18 protein-coding genes are annotated in these 19606 nt (G+C 42.8%); 13 read left to right on the plus strand and 5 right to left on the minus strand.

Annotated elements, in window-relative coordinates; genetic code table 11:
• Window positions 1–14 precede the first annotated feature (14 nt).
• Window positions 15–818 (minus strand): co-chaperone DjlA, encoded by an 804-nt coding sequence (gene djlA / locus DFP80_RS09760; RefSeq protein ID WP_113916624.1) that lies wholly within the window; start codon window positions 816–818, stop codon window positions 15–17.
• 128 nt (window positions 819–946) lie between these two features.
• On the opposite strand from djlA, the gene DFP80_RS09765 reads away from it, so the two are divergent.
• The 8 genes from DFP80_RS09765 to DFP80_RS09800 are packed head-to-tail and all read left to right on the plus strand — an operon-like array spanning window position 947 to window position 8909.
• On the plus strand, window positions 947–3199 hold the full coding sequence (locus DFP80_RS09765) for an LPS-assembly protein LptD (RefSeq protein ID WP_113916625.1): 2253 nt from the start codon (window positions 947–949) through the stop codon (window positions 3197–3199).
• A 2-nt stretch (window positions 3200–3201) separates the two neighbouring features.
• Complete coding sequence (locus tag DFP80_RS09770) at window positions 3202–4452, plus strand: peptidylprolyl isomerase (protein WP_113916626.1); 1251 nt, start codon at window positions 3202–3204, stop codon at window positions 4450–4452.
• A gap of 9 nt (window positions 4453–4461) precedes the next feature.
• Complete coding sequence (gene pdxA, locus DFP80_RS09775; RefSeq protein WP_113916627.1) at window positions 4462–5484, plus strand: 4-hydroxythreonine-4-phosphate dehydrogenase PdxA; 1023 nt, start codon at window positions 4462–4464, stop codon at window positions 5482–5484.
• A complete protein-coding gene (rsmA, locus tag DFP80_RS09780; protein WP_113916628.1) occupies window positions 5477–6277 on the plus strand; it encodes a 16S rRNA (adenine(1518)-N(6)/adenine(1519)-N(6))-dimethyltransferase RsmA in 801 nt (266 codons plus the stop codon). Before pdxA ends, rsmA begins: the two co-directional genes overlap by 8 nt.
• On the plus strand, window positions 6278–6652 hold the full coding sequence (apaG, locus tag DFP80_RS09785; RefSeq protein ID WP_113916629.1) for a Co2+/Mg2+ efflux facilitator ApaG/CorD: 375 nt from the start codon (window positions 6278–6280) through the stop codon (window positions 6650–6652).
• An 8-nt stretch (window positions 6653–6660) separates the two neighbouring features.
• Entirely contained in the window at window positions 6661–7488 is an 828-nt protein-coding gene (locus tag DFP80_RS09790) for a symmetrical bis(5'-nucleosyl)-tetraphosphatase (RefSeq protein WP_113916630.1), read from the plus strand.
• A complete protein-coding gene (gene glpE / locus DFP80_RS09795; RefSeq protein ID WP_113916631.1) occupies window positions 7485–7805 on the plus strand; it encodes a thiosulfate sulfurtransferase GlpE in 321 nt (106 codons plus the stop codon). The genes DFP80_RS09790 and glpE overlap by 4 nt, the downstream gene beginning before the upstream one ends.
• A 6-nt stretch (window positions 7806–7811) precedes the next feature.
• Window positions 7812–8909 carry a tRNA nucleotidyltransferase/poly(A) polymerase-related protein gene (locus tag DFP80_RS09800; RefSeq protein WP_113916632.1) on the plus strand — a complete coding sequence of 366 codons (1098 nt, stop codon included), beginning with the start codon at window positions 7812–7814 and terminating at the stop codon, window positions 8907–8909.
• 32 nt (window positions 8910–8941) lie between these two features.
• Here the strand turns inward: DFP80_RS09800 and folB are convergent, their stop codons facing one another.
• Together folB and tsaD are read right to left on the minus strand one after the other, a co-directional pair.
• Entirely contained in the window at window positions 8942–9307 is a 366-nt protein-coding gene (gene folB / locus DFP80_RS09805) for a dihydroneopterin aldolase (RefSeq protein WP_113916633.1), read from the minus strand.
• 1 nt (window position 9308) lies between these two features.
• Window positions 9309–10346 carry a tRNA (adenosine(37)-N6)-threonylcarbamoyltransferase complex transferase subunit TsaD gene (tsaD, locus tag DFP80_RS09810; RefSeq protein WP_113916634.1) on the minus strand — a complete coding sequence of 346 codons (1038 nt, stop codon included), beginning with the start codon at window positions 10344–10346 and terminating at the stop codon, window positions 9309–9311.
• 449 nt (window positions 10347–10795) lie between these two features.
• On the opposite strand from tsaD, the gene rpsU reads away from it, so the two are divergent.
• The 5 genes from rpsU to DFP80_RS09835 all read left to right on the plus strand — a co-directional run bounded on the left by rpsU (window position 10796) and on the right by DFP80_RS09835 (window position 17347).
• A complete protein-coding gene (gene rpsU / locus DFP80_RS09815; RefSeq protein ID WP_009835737.1) occupies window positions 10796–11011 on the plus strand; it encodes a 30S ribosomal protein S21 in 216 nt (71 codons plus the stop codon).
• Window positions 11012–11196: 185 nt separating this feature from the next.
• Window positions 11197–11643 carry a GatB/YqeY domain-containing protein gene (locus tag DFP80_RS09820; protein WP_113916635.1) on the plus strand — a complete coding sequence of 149 codons (447 nt, stop codon included), beginning with the start codon at window positions 11197–11199 and terminating at the stop codon, window positions 11641–11643.
• 4 nt (window positions 11644–11647) lie between these two features.
• Entirely contained in the window at window positions 11648–13648 is a 2001-nt protein-coding gene (gene dnaG, locus DFP80_RS09825) for a DNA primase (RefSeq protein WP_113916636.1), read from the plus strand.
• Window positions 13649–13763: 115 nt separating this feature from the next.
• Window positions 13764–15602: an RNA polymerase sigma factor RpoD gene (gene rpoD, locus DFP80_RS09830; RefSeq protein WP_113916637.1), complete on the plus strand. Its 1839-nt coding sequence runs from the start codon at window positions 13764–13766 to the stop codon at window positions 15600–15602.
• Between the two features lie 347 nt (window positions 15603–15949).
• Window positions 15950–17347, plus strand: a complete 1398-nt coding sequence (locus DFP80_RS09835) for a PhoH family protein (RefSeq protein WP_113916638.1) — start codon at window positions 15950–15952, stop codon at window positions 17345–17347.
• 98 nt (window positions 17348–17445) lie between these two features.
• On the opposite strand, the gene DFP80_RS09840 is transcribed toward DFP80_RS09835, so the two are convergent.
• Together DFP80_RS09840 and zwf are read right to left on the minus strand one after the other, a co-directional pair.
• On the minus strand, window positions 17446–18072 hold the full coding sequence (locus DFP80_RS09840) for a bifunctional 4-hydroxy-2-oxoglutarate aldolase/2-dehydro-3-deoxy-phosphogluconate aldolase (RefSeq protein ID WP_113916639.1): 627 nt from the start codon (window positions 18070–18072) through the stop codon (window positions 17446–17448).
• A gap of 39 nt (window positions 18073–18111) precedes the next feature.
• On the minus strand, window positions 18112–19587 hold the full coding sequence (gene zwf / locus DFP80_RS09845; RefSeq protein ID WP_113916640.1) for a glucose-6-phosphate dehydrogenase: 1476 nt from the start codon (window positions 19585–19587) through the stop codon (window positions 18112–18114).
• Between the last annotated feature and the right edge of the window lie 19 nt (window positions 19588–19606).

The raw sequence follows: 19606 nt of genomic DNA on the forward strand, positions 1-19606 counted from the left end.
ATTTAAATATATAGTTACTTACGAGCGTTTTTAACCATTTCGTAAGCAGACTGAATCTCTTGCGTACGCTCTTTAGCTAATTCGATCATCTCATTAGGTAAGCCTTGTGAACTCAATTTATCTGGGTGATTTTTACTCATCAAACGTCGGTAAGCTTTTTTAATTTCAGCATCACTCATCTCTGGCGTTACGCCCAAGGCTTCATATGCCGCCTTCAATAAATCTTTTGATCCCATATTAGCCGAAGAGTAATCAGAAGAAGACTGATAACCCTGTCTGAAGTGTGCTTGCTGCTTAACTTGGATATGCAAGGCCTCAAACTCAGCCACAGACACGTCAAGGTAGGCACAGACCTGAGACACAAATGATTTTTCTTCGACGCTAAAATGGCCATCGGCATAAGCAGATACCAGCAAAACTTCTAATAAAGTACGTGTCAAATCCCCAGGTCCTACCACCTGTTTAAAAGTGCCAAGAACGGAAGCAAGGTCAAAATTGTCAGATTTGCCTTCATTGAATAATTGCTTAGCTTGTTCTTGGGCCGCAGGAGATAATCGTAGGCGCTGCATGACAGATTGTGCCAATTGGATCTCAGCTTCGGATACTTGACCATCTGATTTAGCCAAACGCCCCATTAAAAGAAATAATGTACGAAAAAATGTTTCTTGTTGAAGGCGCATATCTGCACGGCCACGAACACCACTAAAAGCACCGCCAGTTTGCGCTCTATCAACGACTCCACCTACAATAAAGCCTAATAAAGCACCTAAAAAACCAGCTAAGATATAACCCAAAATTGCGCAAACAATTTTCCACATAAAGATATTTCTCCAGAATCGGTAGCCCCTATGGGCCTGCTTAGATTATCATTTGTCTTATTACGTGGATCCGCTTATGGGCAGCATCCGATTTCGGACAATAATTATTGGCGACAAGTATACCCTGCATGGTTAAGCATTTACGCACCTACGCTTTATTTTTTCAAAGTCTTTTCATATTGCCTCTTGCACAAGCGCAAGAAAGCCAATGGGATTGGGCTCCAAGAGAATCCCTAACGACTGAGCAGCAAGCGCAGCTAAATCAGTATTGTCAGGGTTCCTACATTAACGCCTGGCAAGCGACAAACATCAAAGGAACAAATCTCACAGCCGACCTTATCGTTCGAGACAAAGACGGTGTGATTTATCTTCAAGGCGCTGCAGAGATCATACAGCCACAATCTACTTTGTCTGCAAATAAAATAGAAGGCATACCGGATCAATATTATCGCGCCAGCGGCAATGTAACCTTACGCAGCGACAACCAACTTATTCGCAGCTCAAGTAGTTATATTGGAAACAATGATAGTGAGCCAACAAAATTTAATGACGCAAAATTCCTTAGCTACGACAGTGGCGCACGTGTAGAAGCAAAATCGCTATCTCGTAGTCAAGATGGCGTAGTGTTTATTGAAGAAGGCTTCTTTACTACCTGTGAGCCCAATCAAGAAAGCTGGAAGCTCTACGGCAGTTCTATTGAACTTGATACTAAAAGCGGTTTCGGCACCGCTAAACATGTACAAATTCGCGTTGGTGAATTGCCTATTTTTTACTTTCCTTGGCTGCGTTTTCCAATAGATGATACTCGACAAACAGGCTTTTTATTCCCTAGCTTCGGTTATTCAAGCTCTGACGGCCTCAGTTTTTCAACCCCTTTTTACTGGAATATCGCTCCCAACTACGACGCAACCATTACGCCGCAGTTTATTCAAGAAAAAGGCGAAGGAATCGACATAGAATTTCGCCATTTAAGCCCTTATGGTCAGACGGTTTATGAGCAATCTACTTTCTCTGACAAGGACGAGGGGCAACAGACACTAATAAAACTGACATCCGCACAAAAGTTCAACCAATACTTAAACGCAGGCTTGGTTATCGAAGCCAATCCAACTGAGGATAGATACCCTGAGGCAAACAGCACTTCAATTGGCGAAAAAGACGATTACGAACGCAGCGCTTACTTTGCATTCAATAATGGTAATTTCCTCAATAAAGTGACTTATTTAACGTATCAAACACCAGATGATTCAAATGACAAACCATTTGAGTGGTTACCACGCATCGATAGCTCTTATCGTTTAGCCAATTCTTTTTTAGATATACAAATAGACGCTCAATATACCGACTTCTACGATCCTGAAGAAGACGATTTTGATGGTCAGCGCACAGCGCTTAATGAAGATATTAAACTCGATTTTAGTGGTGCTTGGTGGCGTCTAACCCCAGGGGTGTTAACTCAGTACAGAGATTATAATCTTCACAGCTATACTTCTAACACAGACAGCAATGCATCTGTGGGTCATATTACGAGTTACATAGATTCATCACTACTCTTTGAACGCAGTTTTTCAAATGATCAGGCAAGGTGGCGTCAAACCCTTGAACCTCGTTTAAGCTACTTGAATTCGCCATTTGAATCACAAGATCAAATTCCAGACTTTGATGCTAGCGAACCAACGATGACCTATTCCCAAGCATTTAGCCATACACGCTTTAATGGCAATGACCGCATTGGCGACACTGAACAAGTGACGCTTGGTTTGGAAAGTCGTCTATATGATGAAAATAATAATGAAAAGTGGGCATTCAAAGCCGGTCAGATCTTCTATTTAGAAGACCGTTATGTTGGTATTGACGGAGACAGTGATAAAGACACAGCTGTTGATGATTCGAAACGCAGTGACCTGCTAACATCAGCAAGCTATAACGGCGGCCGCTACAGTCTAACGGGTAATTTGAATTACAATCTCGACGATGGTGAAGTCAACCTAGCGCAACTCATTGCCTCGATGGAACCTGTTGACGATATTAAAATCAACCTAAGTTATTTGTACTCAATTAACAATACAGACTCAGATGATGACGCCAAACAAGCAAGCATAGGATCTATTTTTCCAATCAACCAGAATTGGTCCATGTTTACACAATACACTTATGACTTCTTAGAAGATGAGGCAACTAAACAGATCGCAGGCCTAGGCTATGAAAACTGCTGTATCAAGGTATCAATGAGCTATCAAGACTGGCTAAACGATGACGATGAGTTTGATCGTGGCGTCTTTTTACAATTTACATTACGTGGTCTAAGTAATGCAGGCAACGCTAATAGCGAGTCAAGCATTGCCGATACCTACTGGAACCAAGGAAAAGTTGGATATTAATCATGAAATTGCTTTCTTTTTTCACTCTCATCCTATTTGCATTAACTCCCTTGCAAACACTGCATGCAGAACCTACAAAAATTGATGGTATAGCAGCCATTGTTGACTCAAAACCTATTTTAGAAAGCGATATCATTAGCCGCTTTCAGATTGTCAAAGATCGGGTTCCTGGTGGTGTTATGACGGATAATATTCACCGTCAAATTTTGAATCAAATGATAGACGAGGCGTTGCAGGCCAATTATGCTCGCAAAGTTGGTATGCGAGCGTCTAGCACAGAAGTGGATAATGCCATCCTAGGTGTTGCGAAAAACATGAACTTAGACCTACAAGGCTTAAAAAATGTTCTCGCAAATAAAGGCATTAATTACACACGCTATCGAGAGCAGATCGAGCAAGAAATTCTTATCAACAATATAAAGCGGGAAATGGTTAGAAAACGTATCGTGATTTCAGATCAAGAAATTAACGATTACCTAAGCTCAGACACCAGCATCACGAAGGAAAAAGAGCAGGTACACCTACGTCACCTTCTTATTCGTGCAAGCAACCCTGAAGAAGCTGCTGCAAAAATTGAGAGCATTACTAAAAACATAAACTCAGAGAATGACTTTGTTCAACAAGCGATCGAAAATTCAGATGGTCAATTTGCCATTGAAGGGGGCGATTTGGGTTGGCGCCCGCTCAATCAATTACCGCCGCTATTTGTACGAGCAATAGAAACAGAAAAAGGCCCACTTATTGGCCCTTTACAAAGTAATGCTGGCTTTCACCTATTATGGGTAATTGAAAAACGCTCTCCAGATGTCACCTTACAACAACAAACTAAGGCACGTCATATCCTAGTTAGGGCAAATGAAATACGCGATATGGACGAAACAAAAGCCCTTGCAGACGACCTTTATAAAAAATTGAAAAATGGCGCTGACTTCACTCAATTAGCAAAAGAATACAGCGAAGATCAAGGTTCAACACTACAAGGTGGTGATTTAGGCTGGGTTGCACCAGGCACAATGGTTCCTGAATTTGAAGAGATGATGAAAAAAACCAGCATCGGCGGCATTAGCAAACCATTCCGTACACAGTTCGGCTGGCATATTTTAGAAGTGGAAGGTCGCCGTGAAGCGGACATAAGCGACAAAGTGAAACGCAGCAATGCAGAGCGCGCTTTGATGGCTCAAAAACAAGATATCGTGCTTGGCAATTGGCTTGATGAATTACGAGCTGATGCCTTTATTGACATTAAAAAGTAAGAGAGAAAAATGGCACATAATCCGGCAGAATCACTCCCTATTATTGCCATTACCTCTGGTGAACCCGCAGGTATCGGCCCAGATATTATTTTAAGCGCTTTAAACGAGCAGACATTCCCTGCTCGTTTAATTATCCTCGCGGATCCTGCGTTACTTAAAGACCGAGCGCTCACTCTAGGTCTTAAGGTAGACATTCAAACCCTAATTCGCTCACAAGATGTGACTGCGCATCAGCAAGGTAGCATTAGCGTCTTGCCAATCCAACTAGCGAAAAAAGCCACAGCTGGCTCTCTGGATATTGCTAACTCCCCATATGTTTTAGAGACCCTAAAGCAAGCAGGAGAAGGCTGTATTAAAAAAGAGTTTGATGCCATCGTAACGCCACCGGTTCACAAGGGTATTTTGTGTGAAACAGGCGTACACTTTTCTGGGCATACTGAATTTTTTCAAGCTCAATGCCGATCTCCACACGTTGTCATGATGCTAGCAACAGAGGCAATGAAAGTCGCATTAATCACCACTCACTTACCTTTAAAAGACGTATCGGCGGCCATCACTGAAAAAAACATCCGCCTTGTCACTAAAGCGTTATATAAAGATCTTCAAGAAAAATTTGGCATAGCAAAACCCAAAATTTTGGTCTGTGGCTTAAACCCTCATGCTGGCGAAGATGGTCATCTTGGCAGAGAAGAAATTGACGTCATTATCCCAACCCTAAATAAACTTCGCCAAGAAGGCATGAATTTAATTGGTCCGCTTCCTGCTGACACCCTATTTACCCCTAAATACCTAAATGATGCCGACTGTGCCTTGGCCATGTATCACGATCAAGGCTTACCTGTGTTAAAATATTCAGGTTTTGGTAATGCCGTTAATATTACATTAGGCTTACCTATTATTCGAACATCCGTCGACCACGGCACCGCCATTGATCTAGCTGGCACCGGCAAAGCAAATAACGGTAGCCTTAACGTGGCCATTCAACATGCTATTAACATGGCAAATAACGCGAAAAGTTTTCTAAATGAGTAAACAACAATCCCATAAAGCCAGAAAAAGATTCGGCCAAAACTTCCTTCACGACCACGGCGTTATTCGACGTATTGTGGCATGTATTGGCCCTAAAAAAGGTCAACGCATCGTTGAGATTGGACCTGGTAAAGGCGCATTAACAGAAGGCATAATCAATGTAACTGAGCGCATGGACGTCGTTGAGCTTGATCGTGACCTTATTCCTATTTTGAAAGTAAATTTATTCCGCTTTCCTGAGCTTACCGTTCATGAAGCGGATGCAATGAAATTTGATTTCACTTCACTTACCACGCCAGAGCAATCAATTCGTGTTGTAGGCAACCTACCTTATAACATTTCAACACCGCTTATTTTTCACCTTTTAAGCCAAGCTGATGCAATTGAAGATATGCACTTCATGCTGCAAAAAGAAGTTGTCGATCGTTTAGCTGCGCGCCCTGGCGACAGCTTATATGGCCGTTTAAGTGTTATGGCGCAATATTACTGTTCTGTCGAATCATTATTTATTGTTGGGCCAGAATCGTTCGATCCAGCACCAAAAGTTGATTCTGCGATTGTTAGAATGACGCCGCACAAAACACTGCCTTACCCGGTGAGCAACACAAAAATGCTAGAAGATATGGTAAGAACTGGTTTCCAGCAACGCCGGAAAACGTTGCGTAATAACTACAAAGGCGTATTAAACAACGATGATTTTGCCGCGCTGAATATCGATCCAGCACTGCGCCCAGAAAGGTTAGACGTAGAAGACTTTGTTCGAATCACCAACTACGTCCTCAAGAAGGAAGGGTAAATGCAAAAATATGACGTCGTGGTTTCCGTTCGCACAGAATACTTAGCAAACCAATCAACTCCCACTGAGTCACGCTATGTATTTGCCTATCATATTTCTATTACTAACTGCGGTACAGAATCAGCCAAACTTCAAACTCGCCATTGGATAATCACCGATGGCAACGAGCAAGTTCAAGAGGTCAAGGGCAGCGGCGTCATTGGTGAATATCCGTATTTAGGGCCTGGGGAATCATTTCACTACAGCAGCGGCACAGTAATGGAAACCGTGGTTGGCAGCATGCAAGGCAGCTACCAATTTCTAGCCGATGATGGCACTGAGTTCAAAGCCCCTATTCGTCCGTTTACCTTATCCGTTCCAAATCAGGTTCACTGAGGCTATTTATGGCAACCTATGTTATTGGTGATTTACAAGGCTGTCTGACACCGCTAGTACGGCTATTAGAGCAAATTAATTATCATCCTGAGCAAGATAAACTCTGGTTTGCAGGGGATTTAATTAACCGTGGTGAAGAGTCCTTAGAAACACTGCGCTTCATCAAATCGTTGGGAAACAATGCCATCGTTGTTTTAGGTAATCATGACCTACATTTACTCGCAGTATCTCATGGTCACGGAAAGCTAAAGCGTGGTGACACACTGGCAGAAATACTCACTGCAGGTGACCGTGATGACCTGATGAATTGGTTACGCAATCAACCTCTTTTTCATTATGACAAGCATCTTAATGTTGCTATGACTCATGCCGGTATCCCACCTTGCTGGGATTTAGAACAGACGCAAGCTCTGGCATATGAAGTGGAAGACAAACTGAAATCAGACAGTGTTGATGAATTTTTTGCCAACATGTATGGTAATAAACCAAACAAATGGAGCGACAGTCTTACTGGACTAGAGCGTCTTCGAGCTATTACCAATTATCTAACTCGCATGCGTTTTTGCGATGAAAATAGTAAGCTCGACTTAGAATCGAAAGAAGGCATCAACACCGCCACGAAAGACTACGCACCGTGGTTCAATTACCCAACAAAGATGCCTGAAAATTGCCATATCGTTTTCGGTCACTGGGCCGCACTTGAAGGCAAGACCCAAAAAGATCGTATTCATGCACTTGATACAGGTTGCGTTTGGGGCGGGAGCCTAACTGCATTACGCCTTGAAGACAAACAACGCTTCAGTACACCTTGCACAATTAATCGGAAGAACTCATGACTTACACTTGTATAGATATCGCTGACGCCCTACCCATTATGGAAAATAATGCTGCCGTCGTGGATATCCGTGACCTAGTTAGCTTTGAAAATAGTCACATGACAAATGCTATCAACCTTACCAATGACAATGTTCAAGATTTCATTGATAACACAGAGAAAAGCCAGCCTGTTATTGTCTGCTGTTATCATGGTAATAGCAGCAAAGGGGCTGCAGAATACCTTGCCTCTCAGGGTTTTAAAGAAGTTTACTCTTTAAATGGCGGCTTTAGTCAGTGGAGCGCCATGTTCCCCGATCAATGCGAGACGGGCAACTAAAAAACTATGACCCTCCCTTATAATGTCTACCTAGTAGGCGGTGCTGTAAGAGACGCATTACTTGAACTTCCAGTGATCGATCATGACTGGGTCGTCACAGGCGCAACACCAGAACAGCTTGAAAAAAAAGGCTTCCAACAAGTAGGAAAACAGTTTCCTGTTTTTCTACACCCTAAAAGCAAAGAAGAATACGCCCTTGCCCGTAAAGAAAAAAAACAAGGTGAAGGCTACACCGGCTTTATCTGTGACTTTTCTCCAGACATCAGTTTAGAAGAAGATCTAGAACGACGAGATCTGACAATTAATGCCATCGCCCAAGATGAAAGTGGCACTTTGATTGATCCATTTAATGGCCAAAAAGATCTACTCGACCGAGTGCTTCGCCACGTTTCAGATGCCTTTATAGAAGACCCTCTACGCGTATTACGAGTCGCTCGCTTTGCGGCGCGCTTCCATCATTTTGGTTTTACTATAGCGCCAAAAACCCTATCCTTGATGCAAAAAATCAGTGCGTCTGGCGAATTATCGACACTCAGTGCAGAGCGTATCTGGAAAGAACTAGAAAAAGCGCTAAATACCCGCCATGCCGATGTATTTTTTTCTGTATTAAAAGACGCTAACGCTCTAGAAAAACTCTTCCCAGAATTGATTTGGAAGAACAACCAAGAACTGAGCGATACATTAAACCAATCTACATTAACACCCGCTCAGCGCTGGGCAATTCTTTGTCAACACACACCGATTGCCACACTTATCCAACTTCATCAGCGCATTCGTAGCCCAAACCAATTCAAAGCGCTTGCTGAACAAAGTCGCTCTTTTCTAGAGAATCAGTGTATTCCGATGAGCTCTGTGGCTTGGGAGAATTGGTTGATTTCCGTTAATGCCATAAAAAAACCTCAACCATTTTTATTACTGATTGAGGTTCTAAGTAGATTAACCAATAGCAGGCTTGAGGACTGGCAAAAGCTACGAGACACTATTGCAGCTATTAATGCCGCAGGATTAATCAAACAAGGCTTTAGCGGTGCCGAATTAGGTCAAGCACTAAAGAAAATACGCGCTGACACTCTCGACAAAACACTTTCCCCACTGATTAGCTAACTCTAAATAGCAATAAAGCAGTAACTTATTGCTTAATAAGTGACTGCTGACTTTCTGTGAATTTTCACACCAACAGCTTGAGCAGACGAAACAGCACCAGGCTTGCGCAAAGTTAACGTGACAGCATTTAGTTTAAATTGCCCAATTAATTCGCCCACCAAATGCTCTGCCAAGGTTTCAATTAATTCAAACTGGCGCTCATTACAAAATGCCACAATATAATTCGAAACCGCTTCGTAATCTAATGTTTTGGCAAGATCATCGGTCTCCGCCGGAACTCGGTTATCGTGTTCCATTTCTAAATCAAACACCAAATCTTGTTGAATCTTCTTTTCCCACTCATACACACCAATTACGGCTTGAGTTTTTAGACCTTCAATAAATACTAAGTCTTTCATATTAAGATTCCTTCAAAGGTGGCAATTCAGACAAGGGCCAACGCGCACGTATCGACAAACTTAACTCCGAAGATTGACCATTTTTCAACCTCTGAGCCCCCGCATAAGCAATCATGGCACCATTATCAGTACAAAATTCAGGACGAGCATAAAATACGCCGGCTTTGATTTTTTTCAACTGCCCCTCAAGCTGCTCACGCAAGCGCAGATTCGCACTTACGCCACCAGCGATAATAAGCTGCTTTAAGCCTTCTGCTTCCAATGCTCGGCGACACTTAATTACCAAGGTATCAACCACTGCTGTTTCAAATGCCAAAGCAGCATCTGCTTTAAACTGCTCATCACAACGGTCGTTATCGAGCGCGTCGTGAACTGCCGTCAGAAACGCAGTTTTCAAACCACTAAAACTAAAATCTAAACCTGGGCGGTCTGTCATAGGTCGAGGGAATTTAAGCCCTGACTTAGGATTACCTTGTTTTGCCAAAGCCGCTATTTGTGGACCGCCTGGATAAGGTAAGCCTATCATTTTTGCAGCTTTATCGAACGCTTCACCAGCAGCATCATCAAGAGACTGCCCTAGAAGTCGATACTCACCAATACCATCCACTCGAACCAACTGAGTGTGACCGCCAGAAACTAATAGAGCGATAAAAGGCATTTCTGGCTGGCTCTCTTCTAACATGGGCGCCAAAAGATGACCTTCCATGTGATGTACACCTAATGCAGGAATCTCCAAAGCATAAGCAAGAGAGCGTCCAATCGTCGCCCCTGCCATCAAGGCACCAACTAGCCCGGGCCCACTGGTAAAAGCAACGGCATCTAAGTCTTTCTTAGTAATACCAGCTTCAACCAACACTTCGTCGATCAAGGGTAAAGTTTTACGAACGTGGTCACGCGAAGCCAACTCCGGAACCACACCGCCGTATTCAGCATGCTGTGCTATTTGAGAATAAATCTTGTGGGCCAACAAGCCATTTTCAGTATCGTAAATCGCGATACCTGTCTCGTCACAAGAGGTTTCTAATCCCAATACTTTCATCAGAATAATCTCATTAATAATTTGAGCGCATTGTACCCTATCTATCTTCACCATTGCAGAGGAAAGAATGACTTACTCAAAAGACAGGCCAAATGACATTAGACACGGCAAAGTAAAAGCATTATAATGCGCGCGTTTTAAATGTTTAAATTAAAAGGCAGGTGATTTTTCTAGTTTGGCACATAGCTTCATAATACAAGTGCTTCTTATATTTAGTGCTTCTTATGAATGATATGGCGATCCAAGCACCCTCTTAAAGAATGAATACAGTTACAGACGCGACAATAGTCTGTTCAGGGTTGGGCTTTTTGAGCTCAGAAAAATCGATCCGTAGCGGATCACACTCTGTTCAACAAAAGCGCGCTTTGAAAGCCCATTAAATACGGGTATGATTCACGCCGTTTTTGTGAATACTTAAACTTTAAAAAAATATTATTGAAGGTAATAACATGCCAGCTGTAAAAGTAAAAGATAACGAACCATTTGACATCGCTCTACGTCGCTTCAAACGCTCTTGTGAAAAAGCAGGCGTTTTGGCTGAAGTTCGTCGTCGTGAATGCTACGAAAAACCAACAACTCTTCGCAAACGTGCTGCAGCGGCCGCTGTTAAACGTCATGCTAAGAAAGTTTCTCGTGAGCAGAAGAAATTCCAACGTTTGTACTAGGCCAATATGCCGTTTGGCAATTTGCTAAAAACAAATTTTTGCCTAGACGTTTCTAACATTTAGGCTTATAAAAAACGGCTAGTTAAGCAACTAGCCGTTTTTTTTGCTTTCAAAGAGACCTCTGTACGACGTCATAAGCAAGCGTCTCAATGAATCAGAGCTCTATGAATTATAAAGAGGATCCCATGTCAGAATTAAAAAAATTCATTTCCGAAACCCTAAAAACCGCAATGCGTGCTAAAGAAAAGCAGCGAGTTACCGTGATTCGCACCATTTTATCTGAATGCAAAAAAATTGAAGTAGATGAACGCATTGAACTAGATGATGCTCGCGTATTGGCCGTTCTAGACAAAATGAACAAGCAACGCAAAGACTCCAATCAACAATTCATTGATGGCGGTCGTGAAGACCTAGCAGTAGTTGAGCAAGAAGAAATGGCGATTATTAGTGAGTTCTTGCCAACACCATTGACTGACGATGAAGTCGGTGAGATTGTTAAAGCCGCAATCACAGAAACTGGCGCATCTTCCATGCAGCAAATGGGTGCCGTGATGGCCATTGTAAAACCTCAAGTACAAGGCCGTGCCGACATGGCGCAAATCAGCAAACAAGTTAAAGCTCAACTAGGCTAATACTATGGCGGGGCGTATTCCTGATCAGTTTATTGATGAGCTATTAGCTCGAACCGACTTAGCCGACGTGGTTTCGTCTCGCATTAGCTTAAAAAAAACCGGGCAAAATTACAGCGCCCTTTGCCCTTTTCACAACGAAAAAAGCCCGTCTTTCAGCCTAAATCCAAACAAACAATTTTATTACTGCTTCGGTTGCGGTGCTGGCGGTAACGCCATTTCATTTGTTATGGAGCACGACCATGTTGACTTTGTCGACGCGATTGAGACACTCGCCAAAGACGCATGCATGGAAGTCCCCAGAGAGCAAGGCGCGCCAGATAGATACGAACAAAACGCAGAACTTCTAAAACGCCTGTCTGAAAGTTCACAATTCTATCAAAAGCAATTAACCCAACATCCTGACAAGAAAAAAGCCACAGACTATTTATCCAAAGATCGCGGGCTATCAGGTCAAATCGCCAAAGTATTTGGTTTGGGCTACGCACCATCAGGGTGGGACAATCTACTCAAAAAAGTAGGCACACGCGCAGAAAGCCAAGAACAATTATTACTTGGCGGCATGTTGATTGAGAAAAAAGACCAACCAGGTCATTACTACGACCGCTTTCGTGATCGTATTATTTTTCCTATACGTGACTCTAGAGGTCGAGTTATCGCCTTTGGTGGACGGGCCTTTGGCGACGAGAAACCCAAATATCTAAACTCTCCGGAAACGCCTGTCTTTCAGAAAAGCCAAGAACTCTACGGTTTATTTGAAGCTAAACAAAACACCCCAATACTCGACCAAATCATTGTAGTCGAAGGCTATATGGATGTTATTGTGCTAGCCCAACACGGCATTACCAATGCGGTCGCCACACTAGGCACATCCGTAAATAGCCAACACATACGAAAATTATTTAAACTAGTTAGCAAGGTTGTACTTTGCTTTGATGGCGATAAAGCTGGTCGATCAGCCGCTATCCGAGGCCTAGAAGCTTCCCTTCCCGTTATGCAAGATGAAAAACAAGTACGCTTTTTATTCTTGCCAGAAGGTGAAGACCCAGACTCACTAGTCAGAAAAGAAGGCAAAGAAGCCTTTAATCTCCGCCTAGAAGACGCATCATCTTTATCACACGTTCTATTTGATCACGCCCGAAATCAAGTAACGCTTGGCGACGAAGAAGGTGAAGCACAATTTGCCCGCAACGCCATGGAGATGATCAAACAAATCCCAAAAGAACTAACCTTTCGTTCTGTGTTGATTCGTCAATTAAGCGACCAATCAGGTATCGATAGCGAAACGCTAGGTAACACTGTTTTCAAAACTCGCCGTCAGCACTCACCAACAATAGAGGAACATGAGTCAGCACCTCAAAATAACACTCAGAACCTTCCGCATTACGATGGCGACTCTCCAGATTTGAGCCACTACGAATACGAACCATCCAATGGGGATTATGATGATTTTCATCATGGTGATTACCCCCCGACAACCCAAACTAAAACACAAGGCTCATTTAAAAAGCCATTTGGAAAAAAATCTTTTTCTAAAGGAAAATTTTACCACGAAGAGCCCGCCTTACCACCTGCTGCCCCGAGCCTCAGTCGAGTAAAACAATCCTCTCTGTGCCTTTTACTACACCCGCATATCGCGAAAGAAATCGATTTACCCGACCCATTGGTGAATCAAGCTAATGAAGAGCTACAAATCTTTTGCAAAATATGGAGATATTTCGCAAAACACCCCAACAAAAACACCGGTCACCTGTTAGGCGAAACAACAGATAAAGCCACAATATCTTCAATTTACGCACTATTAAACCACCAAGACGCCACAACCAAGCAAAAAATAACCAATGCACAACAAGAAGTACTCGATATGGTTTCAGCACTAGAAAAAAATCTTGGGCTAAATAGCAGCATTGCACGGTTGAAAAACAAAGGGAATGAATCCATAAAGGATAGTAGCAGTAAGCAAGAGCTACGGAATTTAATGGATTTAATTAGACAAAAAAAACATTAAACACCGTTTAATTTTCATTCAAAAAGAATAGGATTCGGTGGATGAAAGTGATTAATTTTGTTATAATCCGCGGCTTGCTAAACTCCCAAATGAATTTCTAACGATAGGTTGTCGAATGCCAGACACTCAACAGTCACGTCTCAAAGAGCTGATCTCCAAGGGTAAAGAACAAGGTTACCTAACTTTTGCCGAAGTTAACGACCACCTCCCTGATGACCTTTCAGACCCGGAGCAAGTAGAAGAAATCATTGCCATGATCAACGACATGGGCATTACGGTTTCTGAAGTTGCTCCAGATAAAGATAACCTTCTCATGGAAGAAGGCGACGCTACAGATGAAGCTGCAGCAGAAGAAGCAGCTGCAGCTCTAGCTGCAGTAGAAGGTGATATCACTAGAACAACTGATCCTGTGCGTATGTACATGCGTGAAATGGGGACAGTTGAGCTTTTGACTCGTGCAGGCGAAATTGCGATTGCTAAGCGTATCGAAGAAGGTACACGCGAAGTCATGGCCGCTATTTCTTACTTCCCTGGTGCCGTAGACGTACTGCTTGACGCTTACGCTAAAGTACAGGAAGAAGAAGGCCGCCTAAGTGATATATTTAGCGGCTTCATTGATGGTGATGGCGAAGAGCCTGTTTTTGAAGAAGCCATTGTCGAAGAGCCGGTCATCGAAGAAGACACTGTAGACAGTGACGACGATGATGACGACTCCGACACCGCTGAAGAAGAAACAGACAACGGTCCAGATCCGGAAGAAACAGCGTTACGTTTCAATGATATCGCACGCATCTACAACGAACTAAAAGTCTTGCTAGAGAATAGCGACAGACAAGATCCAGCAGTACAAAGCAAGCAAGAAGAGTTGAGCATTAGTTTTGCTCCTATCAAACTTGTTCCTAAACTGTTTGATGATCTGATCGATCGCGTTCGCTCACGCATGGAAAAAGTGCGCGACCAAGAGCGTCTTATCATGCAAGTGTGTGTGCGCAAAGCCGGCATGCCAAGAACTGAGTTTTTGAAACGTTTCCCGCGCAATGAAACAAACCCAGATTGGCTAAAAGAGCAAATTGCCTCTGGTGCTGATTACGCGGCAACGCTTGAAGAAAACGAAGCAGAATTTATGCGCAGTCAGCGTAAGTTACGTGCCGTTTCTAAAGAAACAGGCCTAACGATTGCTGAATTAAAAGAGATCAATCGTCGTATTTCGATTGGTGAAACTCGTGCCCGTCGCGCCAAGAAAGAAATGGTTGAAGCCAACTTGCGTTTGGTTATCTCGATCGCGAAGAAATACACCAACCGCGGCCTACAATTCTTGGATCTAATCCAAGAAGGTAACATCGGCCTTATGAAAGCGGTTGATAAATTCGAATATCGTCGTGGTTACAAGTTTTCGACTTACGCAACATGGTGGATTCGTCAGGCAATCACTCGCTCTATTGCGGATCAAGCTCGCACCATCCGTATTCCAGTGCATATGATTGAAACGATTAACAAGCTAAATCGTATATCTCGTCAGATGCTTCAGGAAATGGGACGCGAAGCAACGCCAGAAGAATTGGCCGCACGCATGGACATGCCAGAAGACAAGATTCGCAAAGTCTTGAAGATTGCCAAAGAGCCAATTTCAATGGAAACGCCAATTGGTGATGATGAAGATTCGCACCTAGGTGACTTTATTGAAGACGATGGTGCGGAGTCACCTATAGATATCGCCACAATTGAAGGCCTAAGAGAGTCAACTACCACAGTATTGGCTGGCTTAACCGCTCGTGAAGCAAAAGTTTTACGCATGCGTTTCGGTATCGATATGAACACCGACCACACTCTTGAAGAAGTTGGTAAGCAGTTTGACGTTACCCGTGAGCGTATTCGCCAAATCGAAGCGAAAGCTCTGCGTAAATTACGTCATCCTAGCCGCTCAGAACACTTAAGAAGCTTCTTAGACGAATAATACGATTCGCTCTAAAAAAAACCGCTGCCATAAACAGCGGTTTTTTTATAACCAAAAAATGTTAAAAACACCTATTAGAACAAGCATAAGCAACAAAACTGTCATACACTTTAATTAGAGTATGGATAAAGACAGTGAGGTTTAGCTTGCCAAAAAACCATAATCAACATAATTCAATTCGTCACCTCCTCTTGGTAGATGCCATATCAATCCAATCACTTTCTACAATATTACGATTCACACCACCAAAAATCTCAGCTCTTCACAAAGATACTAAGCACCACTTTTTTGTTCGTCTATTCGCTCTTCAAAAGAAACCTTCATGTTCATTGCAGGAGTAATACTCTATGGAAAAAATCTATGTTCTTGACACTAATGTGTTATTGCACGATCCGTTGGCAATTTATGCTTTTGCCGAACACAAAGTAGTTATCCCTATGACCGTCCTTGAAGAATTGGATGTAATTAAAGATAGAAGAGACAAAGATGTAAGCCGCGAAGCTCGTGTGGCAATCAACACTATAGATAAAATCGTTGGAGACGCTTCTCCTCGTGAATTACTGGCAGGAGTGCCAATCAACTCAGCTGATAGCGATACAGACACCAAGCGCTGTGAAGGCTCTTTAGCCATCTACCCAGATCAACAAATAACCCTTACTGATAACGTACCTTTTTTAAATGGCAACCACGACCATGCCAATGACAATCGCATTATCAATGTTGGACTAAGCTTACAGGCCACTCACCCTCGATCTTCCGTCTGCTTGGTAACCAAAGACATCAACATGCGCATCAAGGCAAAAGGGTCTGGGCTAGAGCGCGTGGAAGACTACAGAAAAGATAAGGTTCTTGATGATCTAGACTTAATGAGTAAAGGTTACATTCAATTCAGCGGGAGTTTTTGGTCCACGATAGAAAGCGTAAAAACAGAAGCTCATGGCCGCCATACCGTACATGTCATTAACAAAAGCCATTTACCAAATATCTACTTCAACATGTTTGTGATTGATGATGAAGATTTTATCGGATTTGTGGTTAACCTTGATCAAGAGCATGTCTTTTTACTTGATATCAACAAACAACACCTGATGAATCAAAACTTTTGGGGAATACTGCCACGCAATTTAGAGCAAGCTATGGCATTTTACTTACTACGCCACGACAACTCTGACTTAATGGTAATGACTGGCCCAGCTGGCTCAGGCAAGACACTATTAGCCTTAGCTTACGGATTACAAGTCACCATGGAGGAAAAGCGCTTTAATAAAATTATCGTTGCTAGATCAACACCACCAATGGCTGAAGACATCGGCTTCTTACCAGGCACAGAAGAAGAAAAAATGGCACCTTGGTTAGCTGCTTTCGATGATAACTTAGAAATCTTACATGGTGCCGACGAACATTCCTTTAGCAGCATTGATTACGTGAAACAAAAAGCCAACATTCAATTCAAATCTTTAAATTTTATGCGGGGCCGTTCCTTCAACAATGCTTTAATTATTATCGATGAGGCGCAAGGACTAACACAGTTTCAGCTAAAATCCATCGTGACACGAGTAGGTAGCAACTCAAAAATCATCGTACTTGGCAATTTAGCCCAAATCGACAACAAGTACATCACCCCACTCACATCCGGTTTAACTTACTTAGTCGAAAAAACAAAATCCTTTAAATACGCCAGCGTTATGCACGTCAATGGCATAGAACGAAGCCGACTTGCTGAATTTGCCGAAGAAAATTTATAACAATAAGAAGGGCCGAAAAACAAAAAAGGGGACAGGTGTAAACCTTTCCCCTTTCTACTACCATCTAGATCAGTTACCCAGCATAGATTAATTACATACTACTGCGAGACAGATTTCGCCAATTCAGTAATTTCATCCCACTTACCCGCACGAACTAAATCAGTTGGAACAATCCAAGAACCACCAACACAAAGCACGTTAGGCAATGCCAAGTACTCACGAAAGTTAGCTGCGCCAATCCCACCCGTTGGGCAAAATTTGATTTGAGGCAAAGGACCACCAAATGCCTTCAATGCCTTCACACCACCATTCACCTCTGCAGGAAAGAATTTAAAACGGTCATAACCGTATTCCATCCCCAACAAAACATCAGAAATAGTCGCTACGGCAGGCAAGTAAGGAACATCATACTCTTTACCAACAGCCAGCAAGTCTGCTGTCATTCCTGGACTAATGATAAATTGTGAACCTGCCTCAATCGCTTGAATATATTGTTCACGCGAACATACTGTCCCCGCACCGACAATAGCATCTGGAACTTCCTTACGAAGTGCTGTAATTGCCTCTAAGGCGGCTGGAGTACGTAGAGTCACCTCTAAAACAGGCACGCCACCGGCAACCAGAGCTTTACCAAGCGCTACCGCTTGAGCAATATCATCAACAACAATAACAGGGACAACAGGTGTTGCTGTCATCACCTGTTCAGCAGTATAAGAAGTGGTCATTATTATTTTCCTTTTAAAAAAGCTTCTTTGTTTTTAGGGCTAGTAATCATGCCAGTTACGGCCATCTTTAATTGGCAACGCCATAGACGCTGCAGGCCCCCATGAACCAGAAGCATATTCTTTTGGTCGTTCACTCGTTTGATTCCAAGCAGACATGATTCCATCCACCCACTTCCAAGCAGCTTCAACTTCATCGTAGCGCATGAACAAAGTTGCATCATTGCGCATTACATCAAGTAATAACCGCTCATAAGCTTCCGGACTACGCTTATCATTAAACGCTTCAGTCAAACTCAAGTTCAAATCAACCGGCTGAAGCACCATTCCTTCGCTCACACCTGGAACCTTATTCATCACTGTTAGAGAAATTTTCTCTTCTGGCTGAAGGCGAATAATTAGCTGGTTACGCTGAAGCTGACGATTACTTTCGTCACTAAAGATACTGTGTGGAACCGCTTTATATTGAATAACAATTTCAGAATAACGTTGCCCCAAACGCTTACCCGTTCTTAGATAAAACGGCACGCCTGCCCAGCGCCAGTTATCAATATCTGCTCGTAAGGCAACAAATGTCTCAGTTCTTGAATTAGGGTTACTCCCCTCTTCATCAAAGTAACCTTGTACATCCTTGCCTTTGATCATACCTTTCGCATATTGACCGCGAACGGTTTTGGTATAAGCATTTGCTCCAACAATAGGACGTAACGCTTTTAACACTTTAATTTTTTCATCACGTACAGAATCAGAATCCATTCGACCCGGAGGCTCCATCGCCACCAAACATAACAACTGGATTAAATGATTTTGCACCATGTCACGCATTGCGCCAGCTTTATCGTAATAACCCCAACGCCCTTCAACACCAACGGTTTCAGATACAGTAATCTGAACGTTATCAATGTGTGCACTGTCCCATAAAGGCTCAAAAAGCGTATTACCAAAGCGAATCGCCAAGAGGTTTTGTACCGTTTCTTTTCCTAAATAATGGTCAATACGGAAAGCTTGTTGCTCATTAAAGTTTTTCATCACTTCATCATTTATCGCACGAGAGGAAGTAAGATCTCGACCAAGAGGCTTTTCTAAAACAACACGCATACGAGGCGCATTTAAACCATGCGTCGCCAATGATGAACAGATAGACCCAAATAGGTCTGGAGAAGTCGCAAGATAAAATACCACGTCACGATCATCACCACCGACTTGATGATCATTCAATCGAGAAAAATCAGACTCTTGCTGAGCATCAACGGAAACATAGCTTAAACGCTCTTTAAATCGTGGCCACGTTTTTTCATCACCAATGCTTGAAGGTACAAACTCATCGAGCGCCGCTCGAATTTTAGACTGATATTCCTCCGTACTGACTTCACGTCTCGAAGCACCAATGATGCGAGTCGTCGGAGCAAGTAAACCATCCATATCCAAATGGAACAAAGCGGGGAGCAACTTACGCATCGCAAGATCACCACCACCACCGAAAATTACAACATCACAGGCTTTTAAACTGGCCTTCATTCTTTATTCTCCAACTAAT

It is taken from the genome of Marinomonas rhizomae (assembly GCF_003315485.1).
In the GTDB taxonomy this organism is placed as follows: Bacteria; Pseudomonadota; Gammaproteobacteria; order Pseudomonadales; family Marinomonadaceae; genus Marinomonas; species Marinomonas rhizomae.